The organism is Streptomyces sp. NBC_01210, assembly GCF_036010325.1.
Taxonomy (GTDB): domain Bacteria; phylum Actinomycetota; class Actinomycetes; order Streptomycetales; family Streptomycetaceae; genus Streptomyces.
In genome coordinates this window covers 5,681,638-5,704,036 of record NZ_CP108549.1, presented here as the reverse complement: position 1 = coordinate 5,704,036, position 22,399 = coordinate 5,681,638, and the positions used below count along the sequence as shown (strand labels likewise).

Genomic DNA, 22,399 nt, shown 5'->3' with positions numbered 1-22,399 from the left:
CAGCGTCCGACCAGGTAACCGCACGTCGAACACATTTCGAACGTAGGGCCAAAGCTGTGCCCACAGTTCCCCGAAACACGGCCGAATGCCCGTTTCCTGATTGCCTAAAACCTGCGGAAGATTGTCGCCGTCGCATACCGCCGGGTACAGTCGCGCCACTGCTTTCCCTCTGGGGCTCCCCGCTCTCCCGGGCCCCGGAACCCAGGTCCTGCTGCCGAGGCGAGAGAGAAGTTGGTGAACGACCAGCACGCCCACGCCGGGTACGTCGGACACGACGGGTACTCCACTGGCGGCTACGACGCCGACCCCCTCTTCGGCGCCCTTCCGGGCAGCCACGAGGCGAACCACAGCGGTCAGTACGACAGCAGCCAATGGGACACCGGGTCTCACCAGACCCCCGGTTACGACGTCTACGCCACACAGCAGGCCCAACAGCCTCAGCAGACGCAGCAATTCCCGCAGTACGACGGGACGGGTCAGTACGACACCACAGGCCAGTGGGACAACACGGGCCAATGGGACACGACCGGTCAGTACGACACCGTCGGCCAGTACAACAACACGGGTCAGTACGACGGGACGGGTCAGTACGACACCACAGGCCAGTGGGACGCCAGCGCCTGGAACCAGACCGCGCAGACCGGTCAGTACGAGACCGCCGCGGCCACCTTTGCTTACGACGCGACCGGCCAGTGGGCGGCGCCCGCCTTCGACACCGGCACCTACGACGCCACCGCCTGGAACACGGGCGCGGAGGCCTTCGTACCGCGACAGTTCACGCCGGAGCAGGAGTTCAGCCCCGCGCCCGAGTTCACGGTCGACACCGGGTACGAGACCGGCTACGAGAACCCGGCCGAGTACACGACCGAGCACCAGCCGGACTTCCAGACCGAGGCCCACTTCCAGTCGGAGCCTCAGCCCGACTTCGACACCGACACCGACACCGGGTTCGAGACGGAGTTTGAGGCCGAGTTCGAGGCGGAGTTCGACACCGAAGCCGAGCCCGCAGCCGAACTCGACCACGACTCCGACCTCGACCCCGAGGCCGAGGCCGAGTTCGAGCCGTCAGCCCTCACCCCCGTCACCCCCGTCACACCCCGCCCCGTCCGCCGTTCCGGCGGAAGCCGAGGCCGCCGCCGTACCCCCGCCAAGCGCTCGGCGCTCCTCACCGTCGCTGTACCCTCCGCCTGCGTGATGGGCGTCGCCGGTATCGCCGCCGCCTCCGTCGGTGGCCTCGCCGACAGCAGCAGCACCAAGGACGACACGACGAACCTGGCGGCCGCCGATCCGGCCTCCGTCAAACCCGTCGCCGCCAACAACAAGATGGACACGCAGCTCGCCGCTCTCAGCGCCGACGCCCGCGACTTCGGCGACCGTGCGTCGCGCACCCAGGAACGCCTCGATCTCAAGGCGCGCCAGGAGGCGGAGAAGAAAAAGCGCGAGGAAGAGGCCAAGCGCCGCGAGGCCATGCGCCCCAAGTTCGTACTGCCGGTGAAACAGCAGGGCCTGAGCGCGTACTACGGCCAGGCCGGCGTCAACTGGATGTCCGTGCACACCGGCATCGACTTCCCGGTGTCGTACGGCACCGAGGTGATGGCCGCGACCGACGGGACCGTCCGTACGCAGTGGAACAGCGCCTACGGCAACATGGCCATCGTGACCGCGTCCGACGGCACCGAGACCTGGTACTGCCACCTCAGCAGCACCAAGATCCGCTCCGGTTCGATCAAGGCCGGTGACGTCATCGCGTACTCGGGCAACTCCGGCAACTCCACCGGACCGCACCTTCACTTCGAGGTCCGGCCAGGCGGCGGCTCGGCGATCGACCCGCTGCCGTGGCTTCGCAGCCACGGCCTCGACCCGACGTAACGACCGAGCGACGTAACGACAACCCGCCGAAGCGACGTAACGACGAAGCGACGAAGCCCGCTACAGCTTCTCGACCGGCGCGTACCGCAGCAGCAGCCGCTTCGGCTTGGTGTCCCCGAAATCGATCGTCGCCTGTGCGTCCGCCCCCGACCCCGTCACCTCCACCACGGTCCCCAGACCGAACTGGTCGTGCGTGACCCTGTCGCCGACGACCAGCGCGATCACCGGCTTGTCGCTCGTACGCCGCGTGGCGAATCCCGAAGCGCCACCGCCCGACCGTGAGCGCGACGACGACAGCGACGAGGCGATGCCGGACGTCGGACCGGCGGGCGCAGCCATCGGGCCCGTCCGCTTCCACTCCAGGTGGCGGCCCGGGATCTCCTCCAGGAACCGCGACGGCGGGTTGTACGAGGGCTGACCCCACGCGCTGCGCATCGACGACCGCGTCAGATAGAGGCGCTCGCGGGCGCGTGTGATGCCGACGTACGCCAGCCGCCGCTCCTCCTCCAGCTCCTTCGCCTGGCCGAGGGCACGCATATGCGGGAAGACACCGTCCTCCATGCCGGTCAGGAACACCACAGGGAATTCCAGGCCCTTGGCGGTGTGCAGCGTCATCAGCGTGATGACACCGGATCCGTCCGCGTCCTCGTCCGGGATCTGGTCGGAGTCGGCGACGAGCGCCACCTTCTCCAAGAACTCGGCGAGCGTGCCCGCACCGTCCTCCTCGCCACGCTCCTGCTCGAACTCGAGCGCCACGGCGGCCAGTTCCTGAAGGTTCTCGATACGGGTCTCGTCCTGCGGGTCGGTGGACGCCTGTAGCTCGGCGAGATATCCGGTCCGCTCGAGGACGGCCTCCAGCACCACCGCCGGACCCGCGCCCGAGTCGACGACCGTACGCAGCTCCTCCATGAGCACGTTGAAGCGCTTCACGGCGTTGGCGGAGCGGGCCGCCATGCCGTACGCCTCGTCCACGCGGCGCAGCGCCTGCGGGAAAGTGATCTTCTCGCGCAGCGCGAGCGCGTCGATCATCGCCTCCGCGCGGTCGCCGATACCCCGCTTGGGGACATTGAGGATCCGGCGCAGCGGGACATTGTCCTCGGGGTTGGCGAGGACACGCAGATACGCGAGGACGTCCCGGACCTCCTTGCGCTCGTAGAAGCGCACTCCTCCGACGACCTTGTACGGCAGCCCGACCCGGATGAAGATCTCTTCGAAGACACGGGACTGGGCGTTCGTACGGTAGAAGACGGCGACGTCGCCGGCCTTCGCGTCGCCCGCGTCCGTCAGCCGGTCGATCTCGTCGGCAACGAACTGCGCCTCGTCGTGCTCGGTGTCCGCGACATAGCCCGTGATCTGCGCGCCGGCGCCGGCGTTGGTCCAGAGGTTCTTGGGCCGGCGGCTTTCGTTCCGCTCGATGACGGCGTTGGCGGCGGAGAGGATCGTCTGCGTCGAGCGGTAGTTCTGCTCAAGCAGGATCGTCGTCGCGTCCGGGTAGTCCTCCTCGAACTGGAGGATGTTACGGATGGTCGCGCCGCGGAAGGCGTAGATCGACTGGTCGGCGTCGCCGACCACGCAGAGCTCGGCCGGCGGCAGGTCCTCGTAGCCCGTCCCCACCAGCTCGCGTACGAGCGTGTACTGAGCGTGGTTGGTGTCCTGGTACTCGTCCACCAGGACGTGCCGGAAGCGCCGCTGGTAGTGCTCGGCGACGTCCGGGAAGGCCTGGAGGAGGTGGACGGTGGTCATGATGATGTCGTCGAAGTCCAGGGCATTGGCCTCGCGCAGCCTCGCCTGGTACATGCGGTAGGCCTCGGCGAGCGTCTTCTCGAAACCGTCGACGGCCTGGTCGGCGAAGGTCTCCTCGTCGATCAGCTCGTTCTTCAGATTCGAGATCTTCGCGCTGAAGGACTTCGGCGGGAACTTCTTGGGGTCGAGGTCCAGATCGCGGCAGACCAGTGCCATCAGTCGCTTGGAGTCGGCGGCGTCGTAGATCGAGAACGACGAGGTGAAGCCGAGCTTCTTGGACTCCCGGCGCAGGATGCGGACGCACGCGCTGTGGAAGGTCATGACCCACATGGCGTTGGCGCGCGGCCCGACGAGCTGCTCGACGCGCTCCTTCATCTCGCCGGCGGCCTTGTTGGTGAAGGTGATCGCCAGTATCTGGCCGGGGTGCACGCTGCGGGTGCCCAGCAGATGCGCGATCCGGTGGGTCAGCACCCGGGTCTTGCCGGACCCGGCGCCGGCCACGATGAGCAGCGGCGACCCGGTGTGCACAACAGCGGCACGCTGCTGCTCGTTCAGCCCCTCGAGCAGGGCGGCGGGGTCCACGACGGTGCGCGGGGCGCCGTCGCGGTAGTACGGGTCCCGGGCCGGAGGCACGTCAAATGCGCCCTGGAAGAGATCGTCCGGGATCTCCTCCGGGGCCGAGTCCTCGGGCGGTGGCGGGTGCTGCTCCGCGCTGGGCTGGAGGTCCGCCAGGAAGCTGTCGTCAAAGAGGCTGCTCATCGCTCTACGAGTCTAGGCCGCCGCACTGACAGCTCGCGGCCGCATTGCGATACGACTCCGAGAGCGGCTCCGGCACGACTCGGGCAGCGACTCGGGCGACGAGACCGACGAGGAGCCCGACGACGCTGCGCGATCAGGCCGCTCCGCTGCGCTGTCGCGCGGCGCCGGCCCGTGAGCGACTCCTCACTCAGCCGCGAAGGTCACGAAAATGTATCGGACATATCGAACATCAACCTTCACAGCAACCGCACGAGTTGGCTAGCGTGCTCGATCAGGCAGCCCGTACCCCCCTGGCGACTCGCGCCGAATCGGGCGGCCTGCGCCGAATTCGAGCTCTCTTCACGGGAGTTCGGAACCGGGGACCCACCATGCACAACCTGGGGTGAATCGGACCGTCCCCCCTCGGTCCGTAGGGCGACCTTCCGTTCCGCCCGAACCCGACAGCTAACCCGGTAGGCGGTCCACGGAAGAAGGAGATGCCGGCCTTGGCGTCGCATCGCAAACCGCGTACCCGTACCGGAATTGCCGGAATGGCAGGACTACGCACCAACTCCCCCGCCGTCGGGTTCACGACGGCTGCCCTCGCCTCCGTCACCCTGCTGTCCACGCAGAGCGCCAACGCCGCGCCCACCGAGCCGAAGCCCTCCGTCGAGGAGGTGCAGAAGAAGGTCGACGACCTGTACCGGCAGGCCGGCACCGCGACCGAGAAGTACAACAAGGCCAAGGAATCCACCGACGAGAAGCGGCGTGAGGTCGACCAGCTGCTCGACGATGCCGCGAAGCGCACGGACAAGCTGAACGAGTCCCGGCGCACGCTCGGCAACTACGCGGCCGCGCAGTACCGCACGGGCGCGGTCACCCCGACCGCCGCCCTGCTGCTCGCGGACAGCCCGCAGGCGTACTTCGACCAGACACAGCTGATGGACCGGATGACCGACCGTCAGCGCACCGTCATCGACGACTATGAGACCCAGCGGGCCGCAGCAGCCAAGCAGCGCGCGGAGGCGACGAAGAGCCTCGAGTCGCTCACGGACTCCCAGAAGGCGCTGCGCACCAGCAAGCAGGAAGTCCAGGCGAAGCTGAGCGAGGCGCGTTCGCTGCTGTCGAAGCTGACCGCAGAGGAGAAGGCGCGGCTCGCGGCGATCGAGCGCGAGAAGGAGGAAGTGGCGCGCCGCAAGGCCGAGGCCAAGGCCAAGGAGGAGGCGAAGGCCCGCGCCGACGCGGAGGCGGAGCGCAAGCGCCGGGAGCAGGCGCAGCAGCCGGGCGGCGACACCGGCACGGGTACGGGCACAGGTACAGGTACAGGCACCGGCTCCAGCGACGGTGCGTACGCGGCCAAGGCCGACAAGGTCCTCTCGTTCGCCCGCTCGCAGATAGGCAAGCCGTACGTCTGGGGCGCCACGGGCCCGAGCTCGTACGACTGCTCGGGACTGACCCAGGCCGCATGGAAGGCGGCCGGCGTGGATCTGCCGCGCACCACCTGGGACCAGGTGAAGGTCGGCAAGCGGCTCGCGACAAAGGATCTGCTCCCGGGCGACCTGGTCTTCTTCTACGACGACATCAGCCACGTCGGCATCTACATCGGCGACGGCAAGATGATCCACGCGCCCAAGCCCGGCGCGAACGTCCGAGAGGAGTCGATCTACTACATGCCGATCTACGGCAGCGTGCGTCCGGCATAGCGGAACAACCGGCACAGCGGAACAAGTGGAACGCCCGGAGCCGACCGCGCCCGGGCGTTCCCAGCACGAAAGGCCACGTACGGAAGACGTGCCACGTACGGAAGGCCACGTACGGAAGACGTGCCACGTACATGAGGATGTGCCACGTACGGAGAGCGCCGCTCTCACATCGGGAGCGGCGTTCTCACGTCCAGAGCGTGGCGATGAAGATGTTCGCGACCGTCAGTCCGCCCACCGCCCCGAACAGCGCCTTCTCCACCTTCTCCTCGTCCCGCTTCACATACACAAGGCCCAGGATCACGATCAGCACCGCCAGCTTGATGCCGATCTTGAGGTTGTTCACCGCCTGATCGTCCGCCTGGTTGAGGCCCACCAGCACCACGCCCGTGACCAGCATCGTCAGCGCGCCGTGCAGCATCGCCGGAGTGAAGCGTGCCTCTCCCGCGCCTATCGCCTTCATCTGAGTGAGGAAGCCGCCGAGCAGCGACGCGATGCCGATGATGTGCAGGGCGACGAAGACATTGATGAGTACGTCCATGAGGCGGAGCCTAACCGCCCCCATACCACCGCTCTCCGGGCAGGTGGGCCTCGTTCGCCTCATCGGTCACTCCGGTACGGAAATGCGGTCCGGCACCATGGGCAGGGCTCTCACAAGGCGCACCCTCATGTCCACCTTTGGCCAACATCGGTCCTTACGCCTCTTTCCCGTGACCCCCAGGTTTAGCGTCCTCCCTCAGGTGACCGACTCCCCACCGCCGCCGAGTTCCCGGGCGGCCGTCAGTCACCACCGCCGAGAAATCCGGCGGCGGGCCGCTCCCCCTGTGCGGTCCGCCGTCGGACTCCGACTCGGACCGGCAGGGAACGGAAGGACGTGGACGCCCTCGTGGCAGCGCACCGGAAACCCAAGCAGCATCCGCTCACCGGGCCCGCCGCCCGTACCGCCGCCACTCTCGCGCTCGCCGGCGCAGCGACCGCCACCGCATTCGAAGGCGCCGGGCACGCCGAGCCCCGCCTCAGCCCCGCACAGATCAAGGCCAAGGTCGACAAGCTGTACCAGGAGGCGGAGGCCGCCACCGAGAAGTACAACGAGACCAAGGAGCAGACCGCCAGGGCGCGCGAGTCACTGGACGCGCTGCGCGACGAGGCCGGGCGCAGGACCGAGCGGCTCAACACCTCACGGAACGCGCTCGGTTCGATCGCCACCGCCCAGTACCGCGCCGGCGGTATCGACCCCGGCCTGCAGCTCGCGCTCACTTCCGACCCCGACCAGTATCTGGAGCGCGCCGCGCTCGCCGAGCGGGTCGGCGAGCGGCACGCGGACGCGATCACCGGCGTACACCAACAGCTGGTGGAGATCGCACGGTTGAAGGCGCGGGCCGACGAGCGGATGAGAGCTCTCGAGGCCCGGCAGACCGAGTTGGCGAAGCACAGGTCCACCGTCCGGGAGAAGCTCGCCGCCGCCGAGCGTCTGCTGACCCGGATGACCGCCGAGCAGCGCGCGGCGTACAACTCCGCGTACGGCGGTACGGGCGGAGCGACTGATGCCCGCGCCGACCGCTCCGCCGTCCCGCGCGGTTCGCTCCGGGCCCCCAATTCCCGTGCCGCACAAGCCGTCGCGTACGCGTACGGAGCACTCGGCAAGCCCTACGTATGGGGTGCGACGGGCCCGGGCTCGTACGACTGCTCCGGTCTCACACAGGCCGCCTGGCGCTCCGCCGGCGTCTCGCTGCCCCGCACCACCTACACCCAGATCAACACCGGCGAACGCGTGTCCAGCTCTCAACTCGCCCCTGGCGACCTGGTGTTCTTCTACTCAGGCATCTCCCATGTCGGCCTCTACATCGGCGGCGGCCAGATGATTCACGCACCCCGTCCCGGCGCACCCGTCCGCATTGCGCCCATCGACCAGATGCCCTTCGCGGGTGCGGCCCGACCCGTGTAACCGCCGCAGAGCCGCGCCACCGGAGGGACCGCGAACCGCTCGCAAACCGGTTGCCCGGCCGCGCACGGAAGTGACACCATCCCCGGCGTCCCAAGATCCCGATCGCGGCAGGAGCCCCCGTGGACGTCGACGTCCAGAACTACGTACGCACGCTCACGCTCCGCTCGCCCGATCACGTCCGCGTCGGCCCCTTCACCGTGCGCTACAACCCCAACTGGGCGATCCCACCGGCCAACTACGCCATCCCCGACCATGGCGCGGAGCCGACCACCGAAGAGGTCAACGCTCTGATCGCCGTCTTCCGCGAGCGCGACCGGCAGCCACGCCTGGAGTTCCTGCCGTCGTGCGCGCCCGAGGTCGAGCCCGCTCTGCTCGCGGCCGGCTTCACGGTCGAGCGCCGCGCACCACTGCTGGCCTGCACGCCCGAATCCCTCATAACCCCGGCGCCGGTCGACGGAGTCAGCCTCACCGAGCCCTCCGACGAGGCCGGGTACACCGCCGCTGCGGGCGTGCAGCATCTCGCGTACGGCGAGTCGGGGGACCCGACCGACGGCGAAATCGCCTGGCTGCGCGGGGCCAACGAGGGCGGCGGAGTCGCAGGCCTCGCCACGGACGACAAGGACGGCACACCGGTCGCCGCGGGCGGCTGCTCCGTCCCGGCCGACGGACTGAGCGAGCTGTGCGGCCTGGCGGTCGCCTCCTCGCACCGCCGCCGCGGCATCGGCGCGGCCCTGTCCGCGTATCTGACGGCCACCGCCTTCGACCGGGGCTGCCGCATCGTCTGGCTGGAGCCGGGCGACCCGGACATCGAGCGGATCTACGCGGGGATCGGCTACCGGCGGGTCGGCGACAAGACCGATATGTCACTCCAGTAGGCCATCGCTGTCACGTCAGCAGGCCACCGCTGTCACTCCGGCGCGGTCACCGCTGTCACGTCAGCAGGCCACCGCTGTCATTCCCCACAGGCCACCGCTGTCACTCCAGCAGGCCGCCACCGGCAGCCGCCCTGGCCGTTGTCGGGCGCCTGACCGTCCTGGGCTTCATGGGACACCCCGCCAACGCTGGGCCCTCCGCCGCCCCGAGGCGCCCCGGCGTCCACGCCGCCCCGGTGCTGCAGCTGCATCTGCCGCGTCAGCCACTCGAACGCGTAAGGCAGCTCCCTGCTCCACACCACCGGCAGATGCCCGCCCCACGTCTGCCGTACATCCACCTGCGTCGGCGGCTTGGCCACGCGCCTCAGCGCGAGCCCCGGCTCATAGCCGTCCGCGCCCTCGCCCATCGCCAGCAGCGACACACGCGGCGGCTTCTTCGCCGACTTCAGGATGTTCAGAACGTCGTTCTCGTGCCGCAGCTTCGGGTCCGCGCCCGTCAGCGAGCCGCGCTCGACGGCCGGGTCGTTGTACCCGGAGAAGCTGACGGCGGCGCTGAAGCGGTCGGGGTGGGCCAGGGCCAGTTTGGCGGCGCCGTGCCCGCCTGCCGAGTAGCCGGCGATGGCCCAGTTCTCCGGGTTCGGGGAGACCCGGAAGTTGTCGGTGACCACCTTGCGTACGTCGACGGTCAGCCAGCTGTCCGCGTTGACCTCGCCCGGTATGTTCGCGTACCCGGCGTCGGACTTGCCGAGCAGCATGGTCCGCGGCGAGACCAGGATGAAGGGCGCGACCTTGCCCGACTCGATCAGCGGCTGGACCTTGTCCTGGAACTTCAGTGCCTTGAACCAGCTCTTCGACGTACCGGGGAAGCCGGAGAGCACCTCGACGGCCGGGAACTTCTTGTTGCGGTACGCGGGATCGTTGTACTGCGGCGGCAGCCAGACATACACCTCGCCCGACACTCCCGATATGGAGCCCTTGAGCGAGGTGCGCAGCAAGCCGCTGCCGAGCTGAGGGTCGTCGACCTTCTCGAACTTCAGCGGAACCTTGGGCAGCGAGGAGATCTGCCTGCCGCCGGTGCCGCTCGGTCCGAGGTCGATCGCCGTGTCGACATGGTCGGTCGTGCCGAGCAGATCGTCCCAGCTGTCGTAGAGACCGTTGGCGTTGTTCACTGCCACGAAGACCGCGAGCACGGCGGTGGCCTGTGCGAAGAGCACCATGAACAACCGCCCGGCGCCCCGCACCACAGCGGGACCGCGCAGCCGGCTCCACAGCAGCAGCGGCAGCAGGACGGCGATCACGACCAGGACGATCGTGATCAAGAAGAAGGTGTGCCCCGTCAAATTCATCACGCAAAACAAGAGGTGAACTCGGCGCAACTGGTTGCCCGCCTATGTACCAGTTACCTCACAACGGAGACTAGACGAGACGTCGGGCGGTCGCCCATCGGGTCAGTTCGTGCCGATTCGAGAGCTGAAGCTTCCTCAGGACCGCCGACACATGCGACTCCACCGTCTTCACCGAGATGAACAGCTGCTTCGCGATTTCCTTGTACGCGTAACCCCGCGCGATCAGCCGCAGGACTTCCCGTTCCCGCTGAGTGAGCCGATCGAGGTCCTCGTCCACCGGCGGTGCGTCCGTCGAGGCGAACGCGTCCAGCACGAAGCCCGCGAGCCGCGGCGAGAAGACCGCGTCGCCCTCCTGCACCCGGAAGATCGAGTCGACCAGATCCGTACCGGTGATCGTCTTGGTGACATAGCCGCGGGCTCCGCCCCGGATCACCCCGATCACATCCTCGGCCGCGTCGGACACGGACAGCGCCAGGAACCGTACGGGATGCTCCGCGGCCGCCATCAGCGAGGCGCAGCGGCGCAGCACCTCCACCCCGCCGCCGCCCGGCAGATGCACATCCAGCAGGACGACCTCGGGACGGGTCGCCGTGATCACGGTGAGTGCCTGGTCGACGTCGGCGGCCTCGCCGACCACCTCGACACCGGTGCGGTCGGTCTGGCCGATCTCGGCCTGCACTCCGGTACGGAACATCCGGTGGTCGTCGACGAGCACGACCCGTACACGCCGCTCGGTGCTCTCTCCAGCAGCCTCGGTCTCGGTCATTCGCCCGCCCTCTCCATCTCCAGCTCGACCTCGGTGCCCCCGTCGGGAACCGAGCGCAGTCGCGCCGTTCCGCCGTGGCGCTGCATCCGGCCGATGATCGATTCTCTTACGCCCATCCGGTCCTGGGGCACCGAATCCGGATCGAATCCCGGTCCCCTGTCCCGTACGGACACGAAGACCGTACGGCCCTCGACCTCCGCGTAGACCTGGACCGCGCCCCCCTCGCCACCGTACTTGGCCGCATTGACCATCGCCTCACGCGCGGCCTGCATCTGTGCGGACAGTTTCTCGTCGAGCGGGCAGTCGCCGACGACCACGACCTCCAGCGGGACCCCGTGCTTGTCCTCCACCTCGGCGGCGGCCTTCTTCACCGCCTCGGCGAGCGTGTCCGGCTCCTCGTCCTCGTCCTTGCCCGTCCCCTCCGGCTTGTAGAGCCAGTTCCGCAGCTCGCGCTCCTGAGCACGGGCGAGGCGGCGCACTTCGCCGCCGTCGTCGGCGTTCCGCTGTATCAGGGTGAGGGTGTGCAGTACGGAGTCATGGACGTGGGCTGCGACTTCGGCACGCTCCTGGGCCCGGATGCGCATGGTCCGTTCCTCCGAGAGGTCCTGCGTCATCCGTACCAGCCACGGCCCCGCGAGCAGAGCGACACCGGCGATGACGGCGATCGCGGCGGTCAGTACGTTGCCGAGCTGGGCCGCCGAGCCGCGGACCACCATAAAGACGGTCAGGCCCATGCCGACCAGCGCCACACCGGCGAGCGCCCGGCCCAGCTGCAGCAGCCGACGGCGCCGGCTGTCCGTCGACAGTGTGGCCCAGCGGGCGCGGCGGGCGTTGTCCGCCTGGCGCCACACCAGCACCACACCAGCGCCGATCAGCAGTATCGGCCAGACATAGCGGTTGGCGCTGCTGCCCATCTCGACATTGCCGGCGAAGACCGCGGCGCCGATCAGCAGCGCGACCATCGCGAAGAGCTGGCCCTTGTCGGGCTTGCGCAGCCGCCGCCGGCCGTCGGGCGTGGTCTCGAAGACGGAGCGCGGCTCTGCGGTCCTGCCGCCGACGCCGAGGGGTACGACGATCCAGAAGACGGCGTACAGCAGCACACCGAGGCCGTCGGCCATGAAGAGGCCGAGGAAGACGAGTCGTACCCAGATGACCGGCAGTCCCAGATGACCGGCCAGCCCGCGCGCCACGCCGCCCAGCATCCGGCCGTCGGCGCTGCGGTACAGCTTGCGCATCGGCTGCTCCTCCGGCGCGGGGGCGCGGGAGGGACCGGCGGGTCGGGGCGTGGCGACTGGCATGCCCCGATCGTCACATGCAAGGACAGGCCGCGGTATCAGGGTCGTCCCTTAAACCGACCCTGAAAGCCGGGTGCGATATCAGGGAAGGGCCAGGGTCGGCGCGGGTGCCATCACAGCGCGGCGCCCGTCACCATGTACGTATGACTCAGCCGACCCCGCCACCGGCGGCGCCGCACGACGCGCAGCCGGAGGCGCAGCCCGCTCCGGCGCCGCCCGAGGTGCAGCAGTTGCGCCGCACACCCCGCCAGAAAGTCGTGGCCGGTGTCTGCGGCGGGCTCGGCCGGTACTGCGACATCGACCCGGTGATATTCCGGATCGTCATCGGTGTGCTCTCCGTGACCGGCGGCATCGGCCTGATCTTCTACGGCTTCGCCTGGCTGCTGATCCCGTTCGAGGACGAGGAGGAGAACGAGGCGCGCCGGCTGCTGTCCGGCCGGGTCGACGGCGCTTCCCTCACCGCCGTACTCCTCGCTCTCATCGGCTGCGGAGTGTTCCTCTCCATGCTGAGCAACGGCGGGACGCTCGCTTTCGCCGCGCTGCTTTCCCTCGCGGTCGCGGGCGCCGCCGTGTGGTCGCAGCGCCGCCGTCTCACCGCGCCCGACGGTGTACCGCTGGATGCGGCGACGGCGCATGCGGTCGCCGAGGCGCCGCCCGAGACGAAGGCGCCGCCCGTGCCCGACAGGCCCTCGTGGTGGCGCGACCCGATCGTCAAGGACGGCACGACAGGGCTGGTGCCGACCGGCTATCTGTGGGGTCCGGAGAGTGCGGTGGCGGAGACCGGGGCGCCGCGCCGGCGCCGGCCGAACGCGGCTCCCGCGTATGTGCGCGGGCCCCGCGGAATCGGCGGCACCGTCTTCCTTCTCGCGCTCCTCGCGGGCGGGCTCGGCACCGGGACCAGCTGGGACAGCCAACCGCTGGGCACGAGCGTGCAGATCGGGCTCGTCTGCGCGCTGGCGGTATTCGGGATGGGTCTGCTGGTCAGCTCGCTGCTCGGCCGAACCGGCTTCGGCACGATCATGCTGACGGTGATCACGGCGGCACTGCTGGCCGGAGCCGCTGCGCTGCCCAAGGACATCACCACCGAGTGGACACGTACGCAGTGGAAGCCGGCCTCGGTCGCCGCCGTCCGGCCGAGCTACGAGCTCGGCTCGGGAGTCGCGACGCTCGACCTGTCCTCCCTCGCCGTCCCCGCGGGTCGGACGGTGTCGACGAGGGCCGAGGTCGCGGCGGGTCAGCTCAAGGTGGTCGTACCGAAGAACGCGACGGTGAAGCTGCGGGCCCAGGCGGGTCTCGGCGATATCCGTCTGCCCGACGACGCGGCGGACGACATCGACGTCTCACCCGATCAGGAACGGCGGCAGACGCTCCCCGCGCCCGCCGGCGCGAAGCCGACCGGCACACTGGATCTGGATCTCGAAGTGGGCATCGGACAGGTGGAGGTGACCCGTGCCGCGTCGTGAACTCCGGCATGATTTCCGGCCGGGCAAGCTGGTCGCGGGTCTCGCCGTGCTGGCCGCAGCGCTGCTGTACGCGGGCGATGCGGCCGGCTCCTGGCAGACACCGTTCTATGTGGTGTTCCCGGTCGTATTCGGCGGTCTGTTCCTGGCCGGGGCGGTGAGCCTGACGTACTACGGCATCCGGCGCCGCCTTTTGGCCAACAGCGCGTCGAGCGAGAGCAACGAAGCCCCGGCGAGTACCAGTGGCAGCCAGGCCATCAGATAGGCAAGGTCGTTGCCGTAGTAGTACGGCTCGGTCTGCCAGCTCACGGTCAGCCACAGGCTCAGCGAGATGAGCGCCCCGCCGAGCGCGGCCAGCCGGGCCAGCAGTCCGACGAGGGTGCCGATGCCGACGGCGAGCTCGCCGAAGGCGATGGCGTAGCCGAAACCCTCGGGGTTCTTGAGCGCCAGATCGACAAGGGCGGGCACGGCGGAGGTGTCGCGCACGCTGCGCATGAGGTCGCCGACGGAACCGGCTCCGCTCGCCGCCATGAACTGACTGTCCATGAGCTTGTCGATGCCCGCATAGATGAAGGTCACGCCGAGGAAGATCCGCAGCGGCAGGAGGGCGTAGTGCCCCGCCCGCTCCCTCAAGCCGCCGCGTCCGCCGCCTCCGTCGACCGTGCCGTAGGTCGCTGTCGTCCGATATGTGTGTGTCATCGCTGGTCCCACCTTCGGTTGACCCGTCAACTGACCATACGTACGACGAAGCCGCGCGGCTCACCAGACGTGCGGCTCACTCTGTGACAACAGCCTGCCCGCCGGTCAGTCCGTCACCTCGATGGCGCAGCGGTTGCTCTCCGCTCCCGATGCCGTCACCACCTGCACATCCACCCGCCCGGGCTCGACCTCCGCCGGGACCGGCACGGTGAGCACCGTGTCGGTCGGGTTGGCGAATCCGCCGGTGACCGGGATCAGCGGGACATGGACATGGACGGCACCGATGCGTACGACCATACGGGCGAGCCGGTCGGGGGCCCCGGCGCCCGGCGGTACGAAGCCGGCGCCGCGGATCTCGATGTCGTCGCCGGTACGGATCGGGGCGTCCAGGTCCCCGGCCTCGCGGGCCCGGACGACCGCGAACACGACGGGCCGGCCTCCCTCCGCGTGCTTCCCGGCGAAGTACGTCATCGCCGAGACCGCGACCAGCAGCGCGAGCCCCCACGGCAGGTCGGGCAGCTGCTCGGGCCGGCGGGCGAGCCGAACCAGCGCGAAGATCACCGCCGCGGCGCTCACCAGCACGTACTGCACATCCGCGAAGCTGCCGCGGCCGGCGTCGTCGCAGAGCAGATCGGCCGGCCTCGGGCGGTCGGCACGCACCTTCTGCAGCCGCTTGCCGAGGACGCGTACGGCGACCACGCGGCGTACGACGACGGCGATCGCGCACACGAGCGCGAGGACGGAGAGCATGCCTGCGCCGCGGGCCAGGTCGAGCCCTTCGATCAGCGCGTCCCGGTGGGCGGCGGACGAGGCCAACGCCAGCTGGAGGGCCAGCACAAGGACGGCGAAGACGGCGAGCAGCACCCATGCCGTGGCGACCGCGCGCGAGGTCGAGAGGCGGTTGTCCTCGCCGATCAGCGGCGCGAGGAGCCCGCCGCGCGACCGGTGCAGCCGTGCCGCGCCGGTCAGCAGCCCACCGACGGTGAGCGCGGCGAGCAACCCTGCCGTACGCGCACCCGTCCAGCCCGCGCCGATCGCGGTCACCGTCTGCCCCAGCGCCAGGACCGCGAGGCCGGCCCACACGACCAACAGCGTGCGGCACCAGATCAGGTGGAGCCAGACCTCGCCCGCCTCACGGCTGCGATCGGCGACGGTGCGCGCCGACTGCGTCAGCTCGTCCGACACCCACTGGCGCGAGGCGACCGGCGAGTGCGAGAGAGCGACCGGTAATCCCTGCCCGGTGGCCAGCTCGTCCCGCTTGGCGAGGAAGGCTGCCACTGCCCGCCGATGCCCTTCGCGCGCCCCGTGCGTACATTCGTCGCACTGTCCCGCTTCTTGCACCGCCACGACCGACGCCGCCTTCCCCGCCCCGCACCGACTGAACTTCCCTTTGATTGCTGGGAATTGTGCCGTACGGAAGGGGCGCCTGCCGCGGCGCCCGAGGCCACAGCGGGTGAATCCGCCATTGCCGGGTTGACCACTCCCTATTGCATGAGGTCGGGCTCGGCCCGGCTGATCTGCCGCCACAGGGGCTGGTAGTTGATCCATGCGACCAGATCGGTGCCGAGCTGCTCGCGCGTGGCGACCGCGTCCCGGTGCTCGATCAGCACGGGCTTGCCCGCCGCCCGCGCCGCGAGCTGAACCTGCGCGCAGCGCTCCATGGAGATGAACCACCAGGCTGCCGCGTCCACCGAGTCGCCTACGGTCAGCAGCCCGTGGTTGCGCAGGATCACGGCCTTGTACGCACCGAGGGCACCGGCGATCCGCCGCCCCTCCTCCTCGTCGACGACCACTCCGGTGTACCTGTCGACCAGGGCGTGGTCCTCGTAGAAGCCGCAGGCTTCCTGGGTGATCGGCTCGATCAGCTCGCCGAGCGCGGACAGTGCCCGCCCGTGCACGGAGTGGGTGTGCGCGACGGCGACGATCTCGGGCCGCGCGCGGTGCACCTGGGCGTGTACGGCGAACGCGGCCTGGTTGACGTGGTACCGCCCCACGACGACCTGCCCCTCCCCGTTCACGAGGATCAGATCACCGGCGGCGACATGCGCGAACGGCACGCCGAAGGGATTCACCCAGAAGCAGTCGGTGAACTCCGGGTCCCGTGCGGTGATATGGCCGGACACCCCGTCCTCGTACCCGAAACGCCCGAACAGCCGCAGCGCCCCGGCGAGCCGCTCCTTCCGGTACGCCCGCTCGTCCACGACGGACTCATGCACGGGCGGCATGGCGAATCGCAGCTGCTCGACGGGGATCGGAGCGGGCGTCTCAGTCATGGCTGGGAAGCTACCTTCGGGTACCGCAACTGACCAGAGACTTCACGCGCCTCGCACGGCTTCCACGAGAATGCGCCCATGACCGAACCGACATCCCCACTGGTCTCTCTCCTCGGCCTCGAGAAGCACATCGAGGGCGGCTGGTTCAAGGAGACCTGGAAGACGGCGGGCTCGACGACCCCGCCGGGCTACCCCGGCCCGCGCGCGTACGCGACCGGTATCTACTTCCTGCTCCACCCCGGCGAGAGCTCGCGCTGGCACCGCGTACGCTCCGACGAACTCTGGCTCTGGCACCGGGGCGGCCCGCTGAATCTGCACCTCGGCGGCACGGGCAACGAGCCGGGCGAAGCCACGACCCTGACCTTGGGGCCCTTGGTCGAATCCGGCGAACAGCCTCAGCTCCTGGTCCCGGCGGGCACCTGGCAGTCGGCGGACCCGGCAGGTGCCGAGCCGGTCCTGGTCACCTGCATCGTGGCGCCGGGGTTCCACTTCGACGACTTCGAGCTGGAGAAGCCCGAAGAGAGCTGAAGAGGCTACAGGTTGTCGATCTCCGCCAGATCGATGTCGATGGTGAAGGGAACGGAGAGCTTGAGCCGGTCGTGGTGGATGCCGGAGGGGGCATACGCCTTCGTCGCCGGGTCCAATTCGTAGACGTACACGACCGGGCGGCCGCCCTCGCCGGGCTCCACCCGCCAAAAATGCGGGATGCCCGCCTCCGCGTACAGCTGCGGCTTGCGCTTGCGCTCCTCCGAGTCCGGTGACACCGTCTCGACGACGAGTACGACATCCTTCGCGTTGTAATGCGTCTCGTTCGAACTGATCACAGCCTCCGCCCGGATCACCGAGACATCCGGCTCCGGCCCCTGGCGCTTGTCGATCACCACAGTCATCTCCCGCCGCACCCGCAGATCATCGGGCACCGTCCTGCGCAGTCCATGCATCAGCAGGTCGTTCACCAGACTGTGAAAACTCCTCTGCGGACTCACGAAAACCAGGCTCCCGTCGATCAACTCCGTGTGCGGCGGGAGGTCGGGCAGCGTCAGCAGGTCGTCCACGGTGTAACCGTCCTGCGGCGGCACCGGCCAGGGGTGCGCGATCTCAGCGGTCATGGTTCCTCCCATGGACGGGATTCTGGGCCGTACGCTCAGCGTACCCAGCCCATACGACAACGCCGCCGCTCAAACGAATGAGCGACGGCGTCGGCGTTGACCCTGCAGAGAGGGTTACTCCCACTCGATGGTGCCCGGCGGCTTGGAGGTCACATCCAGCACCACGCGGTTCACGTCCGCCACCTCGTTGGTGATACGGGTCGAGATCTTCGCCAGCACGTCGTACGGCATCCGCGTCCAGTCCGCCGTCATCGCGTCCTCGGACGAGACGGGACGGAGCACGATCGGGTGGCCGTAGGTGCGGCCGTCGCCCTGTACGCCCACGGAGCGGACATCGGCGAGCAGCACCACCGGGCACTGCCAGATGTCACGGTCCAGACCGGCCGCCGTGAGCTCCTCGCGGGCGATCGCGTCCGCCTCGCGCAGCAGATCGAGGCGGTCCTTGGTGACCTCGCCGACGATACGGATGCCGAGGCCCGGACCCGGGAAGGGCTGGCGCTGGACGATCTCGTCCGGCAGGCCGAGCTCCTGGCCGACCATGCGGACCTCGTCCTTGAACAGCTGGCGCAGCGGCTCGACGAGCTCGAACTCGAGGTCCTCGGGCAGGCCGCCGACGTTGTGGTGGGACTTGATGTTGGCGGTGCCGGTGCCGCCGCCGGACTCGACCACGTCCGGGTAGAGCGTGCCCTGCACGAGGAAGGCGACGTCCTCGCCATGCGCGGCCTCGGCGATGATCTCGGCCTGCGCCTGCTCGAAGACCCGGATGAACTCGCGCCCGATGATCTTGCGCTTCTCCTCGGGGTCGGACACCCCGGCCAGCGCCTTCAGGAACCGCTCCTGCGCGTCGACGACCTTCAGCTGCACGCCGGTAGCCGCGACGAAGTCCTTCTCGACCTGCTCCGTCTCGCCCTTGCGCATCAGGCCGTGGTCGACGTACACGCAGGTCAGCTGGGAGCCGATGGCCTTCTGCACGAGTGCAGCGGCGACCGCGGAGTCCACGCCGCCGGACAGACCGCAGATGGCGCGCTTGGTGCCGACCTGCTCGCGGATCGCCGAGACCTGCTCCTCGATGACATTGCCGGTGGTCCAGTTCGGCTCGATGCCGGCGCCGCGGTAGAGGAAGTGCTCCAGGACCTGCTGGCCGTACGTGGAGTGCATCACCTCGGGGTGGTGCTGGACGCCGTACAGCTTCTTCTCGTCGTTCTCGAAGGCCGCGACCGGCACCACGTCCGTGGACGCGGTGACCGTGAAGCCCTCCGGGGCGGCGGAGCAGGCGTCGCCGTGCGACATCCACACCGACTGCTCGGCCGGGGTGCCCTCGAAGAGCGTCGAGCCGGTCTTGGAGACGTGCAGCGGCGTACGGCCGTACTCACGCGCTCCCGTGTTGTCGACGGTCCCGCCGAGCGTCGTGGCCATCAGCTGGAAGCCGTAGCACATGCCGAAGACGGGGACCCCGGCCTCGAAGATCGCGCGGTCGAGGCGCGGGGCGCCTTCCGCGTACACGGAGGACGGGCCGCCGGAGAGGATGATCGCCTTCGGGTTCTTGGCCAGCATCTCGGCCACGGGCATCGTGGACGGGACAATCTCGCTGTAGACCCGGGCCTCACGGACGCGGCGGGCGATGAGCTGTGCGTACTGCGCGCCGAAGTCAACAACGAGGACGACGTCCGGAGCGTTGCTGTCGGGGGCGGCGGAGGGTGCTGCTGGCACGGGTGGCGGCCTTCCGGCGGTGGGAGGGGGTCGGTATTTGTCGATTCTACCGGCGTGGCGGACCCGCTTTTCGTCTCACCATCCGAACCCGGTTTTGGCCGCGGACGGCGGGAGGTCCATACTCCACCCATGCACAAGCAGCTGACCTTCGTCTTTACCTATGGCACCGGCCCGTCCGGCTGCCATGGTCGTGCTGCTTGAGCCACTGACAAGCAACTTCCCAGGCGCCCCGGGCCGACAAGGCCCGGGGCGTTCTGTCATTTCCGGGCCTTGCCGCTCCGGGGCACCGACCCCGGCAAGGAGCCCCGCATGACCGTCACGACCGACACCGGAGCCCGTACCGACGAGGCCGCCTCCCTCATCGGCGACGCCCGCAGCCGCATCGACACGCTCGACGACCGGATCATCGGGCTGATCCAGGAGCGGATGGCCGTCTCGGCCGTCATCCAGGAAGCGCGGATCTCCTCCGGCGGCCGCCGGGTGAGTCTGTCGCGCGAAATGGAGGTTCTCAGCCATTTCCGCGACGCGCTCGGAAAGCCGGGAACGGCGCTCGCGATGACGCTGCTCGAGCTCTGCCGGGGCCGGATCTGAGGTCGTGTCCGAGCCTGCGCAGACTTCCGCTCACGGACCTGAGTTCGGGCGCACTCTCACCCGTACGGCGCGTGACTGCACGCGCCGGGGCTTCGTTGGTACCGATATCCGTGCCAGCCAGGGGCGGGTCATGAAGGAAACCACGCGTGGCTCCGCTGGGGCGTGTGACGTACTGCAAGTACGTCGTGGGACCTCGCCCCAGCGCGCGTGACCGGTCGGCAGGGGACAGCAGCCCGGTCACCCCAAGGGCGGTCGGCTCCGGGGACGCCCGGGGCCGACCGCATCCGGTCGAAACGGTTGCGCAGGCCGCAGCCCATCCAGCACGATGCAGGACAAGCGCGTCCCCACTCTGCGCAGCCATATTGCCAAAGGTCGATACCACTCGTGCGCCCCAAGTGCGCCGGGTCGGCGACCCTCCCCACGCGGCGCTACCCCCCGGCGCCGCACCTCGGCACCGGCGCTGCCCTGACGTCGGTGCTGACCACCAGGGGCCCCGCGGATCATGCATCCGCGGGGCCCCTGGTGGTCCCGCGCGGGGCTACCTCGTCGCGTTCGGGTCTCCCGGCTTCCAGTTGGCGTCGCTCCACTCCGCCGTCGGCTCGGGGGCCGGCGGCGCGGGCGGTGGGTTGGAGCCGCGGTTGGGATTCTGCGGCACAGCCGACGCCGACGACTGCCCGCCGCTGCTGCTCCGACCGCCCGGCACCTTCGTCCTGCGCGGCTTCGCCGTCAGGCTGGGCGCGGCCTTGGTCTTGGGTGTAGCGGTCGTATCGCTGCTGGGCGAAAGACTCACGGACGGCGTCGGGAGCACGGTCGTCGGCGTTGTCGACGGCGTTGTCGACGGTGATGACGAAGACGGCGTGGGTGCGGCGCTCCCTGCGCCATCGCCGCCGGCGCCCGAACACGCGGCTGCGCCCAGGGCCGGCGTCACAAGGCAGACCGCGGCGAAGGCAGCGAAGCCGAAACGTCTCATCGGCACTCTCATCAGTGGGTGTTGAAGTTGCCGGGGGACGGCAAGGGACCGGAAGGCACGACGAGTTCGACCCGGGCCAGGAGGAGAAGGTTGCGTGTGACGGCTGTCACATAAAGATTCTGTGAGTCTCAGGGCAACTATTCATGCTGGTCACAGGTCATGCATGCGAAACAACGGCCTCACCCGTGTACCCCCACCTCGGTAGGCCCTCCAGACTCCGTGCCGCGTCATGCGGTACGCCGGACTTCACTGAGGTCTTAATGAAGCTTCGCCGCGCTATGGCCGTCGCTGCAGCGACCGCTGTCATAGCACCCGCCGCGCTCCTGTCGGCTCCGGCCGCGTTCGCGGACCCGTCGCCGACGCCGACCGAGACGGCGAGCACCACCCCGTCCCAGTCGCCGAGCGCCCCGTCGGAGGCGCCGAGCAGCACCCCGGCCACGACGCCGAGCGCGCCGGCCAACACCCCGAGCTCGCCCGCCGCGACGCCGAGCACCCCCGCGAGCTCGGCCGCCGCGACGCCGAGCGCCACCGCCGGCGAGCCGGGCGAGGGCGACGAGGACCCGGACTTCGAGTGCAAGGCGTCCGCGGTCGACGTGAAGCTCTCCGGCTTCCCGAACAAGATCGTCGCGGGCGGTGGCTGGAAGAAGTTCAGCCTGGACGTCAAGAACAACAGCACGGAGAAGATCGAGAACTTCGGTCTCTTCACCTTCGCCTCGTACGAGGACGACCTGATCGGCGGCGAGCAGGACCGCCTGATCGAGAAGTACGCGCACTTCGAGTACTTCGACAAGTCGTCCGGTGAGTGGAAGGCGGGCGGCAACCTCTCCGGAATGAACAACGGCTTCTACTTCGACGTGATCGACCTCAAGAAGGCCGAGAAGCGCTCGATCAAGCTGCGCGTTCGCATCGACAAGGCGGCCCCTGCGGGCAAGGGCATCGCCCTCGCCGCCGGCGGTTACGACAAGGGCGAGGACTGCTTCGAGGACAGCGAGTTCTACGAGTTCGACGTTCTCAAGGCCGGCAGCAGCGCGGGCGACGTCGACGACGCCAAGCCGAGCGGTGAGAAGCCGAAGGACGTCAAGCCGCAGGGTGGCTCCAAGGAGATCCCGGTCACCGGCAAACTCGCCGAGACCGGTTCCAGCTCCATGCTGCCGACCGTCGGTATCGCCGGTGGCATCGCCATCGTCGCCGGTGCCGGTGTCGTCTTCGCGATGAAGCGCCGCCGCAGCGGCGACGCCACCGCGTAACACCGGGCCCACACGCCAGAAGGCCGCTGCACTCGGAGGGGGGTGCAGCGGCCTTCGCGCGTTCCA

19 protein-coding genes and 1 riboswitch are annotated in these 22,399 nt (G+C 69.2%); of the genes, 8 read left to right on the top strand and 11 right to left on the bottom strand.

What is annotated here, in order from left to right:
- Positions 1-234 precede the first annotated feature (234 nt).
- Positions 235-1,869: a M23 family metallopeptidase gene (locus OG735_RS26060; RefSeq protein ID WP_327325558.1), complete on the top strand. Its 1,635-nt coding sequence runs from the start codon at positions 235-237 to the stop codon at positions 1,867-1,869.
- 60 nt (positions 1,870-1,929) lie between these two features.
- Here OG735_RS26060 and pcrA read toward each other — a convergent pair whose 3' ends face one another.
- The gene (gene pcrA, locus OG735_RS26055) at positions 1,930-4,371 is read right to left on the bottom strand and encodes a DNA helicase PcrA (protein ID WP_327325557.1); all 2,442 of its coding nucleotides are present in this window, start codon (positions 4,369-4,371) and stop codon (positions 1,930-1,932) included.
- Between the two features lie 310 nt (positions 4,372-4,681).
- A riboswitch (cyclic di-AMP (ydaO/yuaA leader) is annotated at positions 4,682-4,845 on the top strand.
- Positions 4,846-4,847: 2 nt separating this feature from the next.
- On the opposite strand from pcrA, the gene OG735_RS26050 reads away from it, so the two are divergent.
- The gene (locus OG735_RS26050; protein ID WP_327325556.1) at positions 4,848-6,053 is read left to right on the top strand and encodes a C40 family peptidase; all 1,206 of its coding nucleotides are present in this window, start codon (positions 4,848-4,850) and stop codon (positions 6,051-6,053) included.
- Between the two features lie 184 nt (positions 6,054-6,237).
- On the opposite strand, the gene OG735_RS26045 is transcribed toward OG735_RS26050, so the two are convergent.
- Positions 6,238-6,591, bottom strand: coding sequence for a hypothetical protein (locus OG735_RS26045; protein WP_327325555.1), 354 nt, complete (start codon positions 6,589-6,591; stop codon positions 6,238-6,240).
- A gap of 333 nt (positions 6,592-6,924) precedes the next feature.
- Between OG735_RS26045 and OG735_RS26040 the strand changes: the two genes are divergently transcribed.
- Positions 6,925-7,995: a C40 family peptidase gene (locus tag OG735_RS26040; RefSeq protein WP_327325554.1), complete on the top strand. Its 1,071-nt coding sequence runs from the start codon at positions 6,925-6,927 to the stop codon at positions 7,993-7,995.
- Positions 7,996-8,114: 119 nt separating this feature from the next.
- The gene (locus OG735_RS26035) at positions 8,115-8,870 is read left to right on the top strand and encodes a GNAT family N-acetyltransferase (RefSeq protein WP_327325553.1); all 756 of its coding nucleotides are present in this window, start codon (positions 8,115-8,117) and stop codon (positions 8,868-8,870) included.
- Between the two features lie 77 nt (positions 8,871-8,947).
- On the opposite strand, the gene OG735_RS26030 is transcribed toward OG735_RS26035, so the two are convergent.
- The 3 genes from OG735_RS26030 to OG735_RS26020 form a co-directional block, all read right to left on the bottom strand.
- Complete coding sequence (locus tag OG735_RS26030) at positions 8,948-10,213, bottom strand: alpha/beta hydrolase (RefSeq protein WP_442812624.1); 1,266 nt, start codon at positions 10,211-10,213, stop codon at positions 8,948-8,950.
- A gap of 70 nt (positions 10,214-10,283) precedes the next feature.
- On the bottom strand, positions 10,284-10,979 hold the full coding sequence (locus OG735_RS26025; RefSeq protein ID WP_327325551.1) for a response regulator transcription factor: 696 nt from the start codon (positions 10,977-10,979) through the stop codon (positions 10,284-10,286).
- The gene (locus OG735_RS26020) at positions 10,976-12,277 is read right to left on the bottom strand and encodes a PspC domain-containing protein (protein WP_327325550.1); all 1,302 of its coding nucleotides are present in this window, start codon (positions 12,275-12,277) and stop codon (positions 10,976-10,978) included. The genes OG735_RS26025 and OG735_RS26020 overlap by 4 nt, the downstream gene beginning before the upstream one ends.
- A gap of 140 nt (positions 12,278-12,417) precedes the next feature.
- On the opposite strand from OG735_RS26020, the gene OG735_RS26015 reads away from it, so the two are divergent.
- On the top strand, positions 12,418-13,737 hold the full coding sequence (locus tag OG735_RS26015) for a PspC domain-containing protein (protein WP_327325549.1): 1,320 nt from the start codon (positions 12,418-12,420) through the stop codon (positions 13,735-13,737).
- A gap of 168 nt (positions 13,738-13,905) precedes the next feature.
- Here OG735_RS26015 and OG735_RS26010 read toward each other — a convergent pair whose 3' ends face one another.
- The 3 genes from OG735_RS26010 to OG735_RS26000 form a co-directional block, all read right to left on the bottom strand.
- The gene (locus tag OG735_RS26010; protein ID WP_327325548.1) at positions 13,906-14,433 is read right to left on the bottom strand and encodes a DoxX family protein; all 528 of its coding nucleotides are present in this window, start codon (positions 14,431-14,433) and stop codon (positions 13,906-13,908) included.
- Between the two features lie 105 nt (positions 14,434-14,538).
- Positions 14,539-15,711: a hypothetical protein gene (locus OG735_RS26005; protein WP_442812490.1), complete on the bottom strand. Its 1,173-nt coding sequence runs from the start codon at positions 15,709-15,711 to the stop codon at positions 14,539-14,541.
- Between the two features lie 206 nt (positions 15,712-15,917).
- Positions 15,918-16,706: a class II aldolase/adducin family protein gene (locus OG735_RS26000; RefSeq protein WP_327325546.1), complete on the bottom strand. Its 789-nt coding sequence runs from the start codon at positions 16,704-16,706 to the stop codon at positions 15,918-15,920.
- A gap of 78 nt (positions 16,707-16,784) precedes the next feature.
- Here OG735_RS26000 and OG735_RS25995 point away from each other — a divergent pair, with 78 nt between their 5' ends.
- Complete coding sequence (locus tag OG735_RS25995) at positions 16,785-17,234, top strand: cupin domain-containing protein (RefSeq protein ID WP_327325545.1); 450 nt, start codon at positions 16,785-16,787, stop codon at positions 17,232-17,234.
- Between the two features lie 5 nt (positions 17,235-17,239).
- On the opposite strand, the gene OG735_RS25990 is transcribed toward OG735_RS25995, so the two are convergent.
- Positions 17,240-17,815, bottom strand: coding sequence for a Uma2 family endonuclease (locus tag OG735_RS25990; RefSeq protein WP_327325544.1), 576 nt, complete (start codon positions 17,813-17,815; stop codon positions 17,240-17,242).
- Between the two features lie 114 nt (positions 17,816-17,929).
- Positions 17,930-19,525 carry a glutamine-hydrolyzing GMP synthase gene (guaA, locus tag OG735_RS25985; protein WP_327325543.1) on the bottom strand — a complete coding sequence of 532 codons (1,596 nt, stop codon included), beginning with the start codon at positions 19,523-19,525 and terminating at the stop codon, positions 17,930-17,932.
- Between the two features lie 309 nt (positions 19,526-19,834).
- Here guaA and OG735_RS25980 point away from each other — a divergent pair, with 309 nt between their 5' ends.
- On the top strand, positions 19,835-20,116 hold the full coding sequence (locus tag OG735_RS25980) for a chorismate mutase (protein ID WP_327325542.1): 282 nt from the start codon (positions 19,835-19,837) through the stop codon (positions 20,114-20,116).
- A 500-nt stretch (positions 20,117-20,616) separates the two neighbouring features.
- On the opposite strand, the gene OG735_RS25975 is transcribed toward OG735_RS25980, so the two are convergent.
- Complete coding sequence (locus OG735_RS25975; RefSeq protein WP_327325541.1) at positions 20,617-21,018, bottom strand: hypothetical protein; 402 nt, start codon at positions 21,016-21,018, stop codon at positions 20,617-20,619.
- Between the two features lie 346 nt (positions 21,019-21,364).
- On the opposite strand from OG735_RS25975, the gene OG735_RS25970 reads away from it, so the two are divergent.
- On the top strand, positions 21,365-22,333 hold the full coding sequence (locus OG735_RS25970; protein WP_327325540.1) for an LPXTG cell wall anchor domain-containing protein: 969 nt from the start codon (positions 21,365-21,367) through the stop codon (positions 22,331-22,333).
- Positions 22,334-22,399 lie beyond the last annotated feature (66 nt).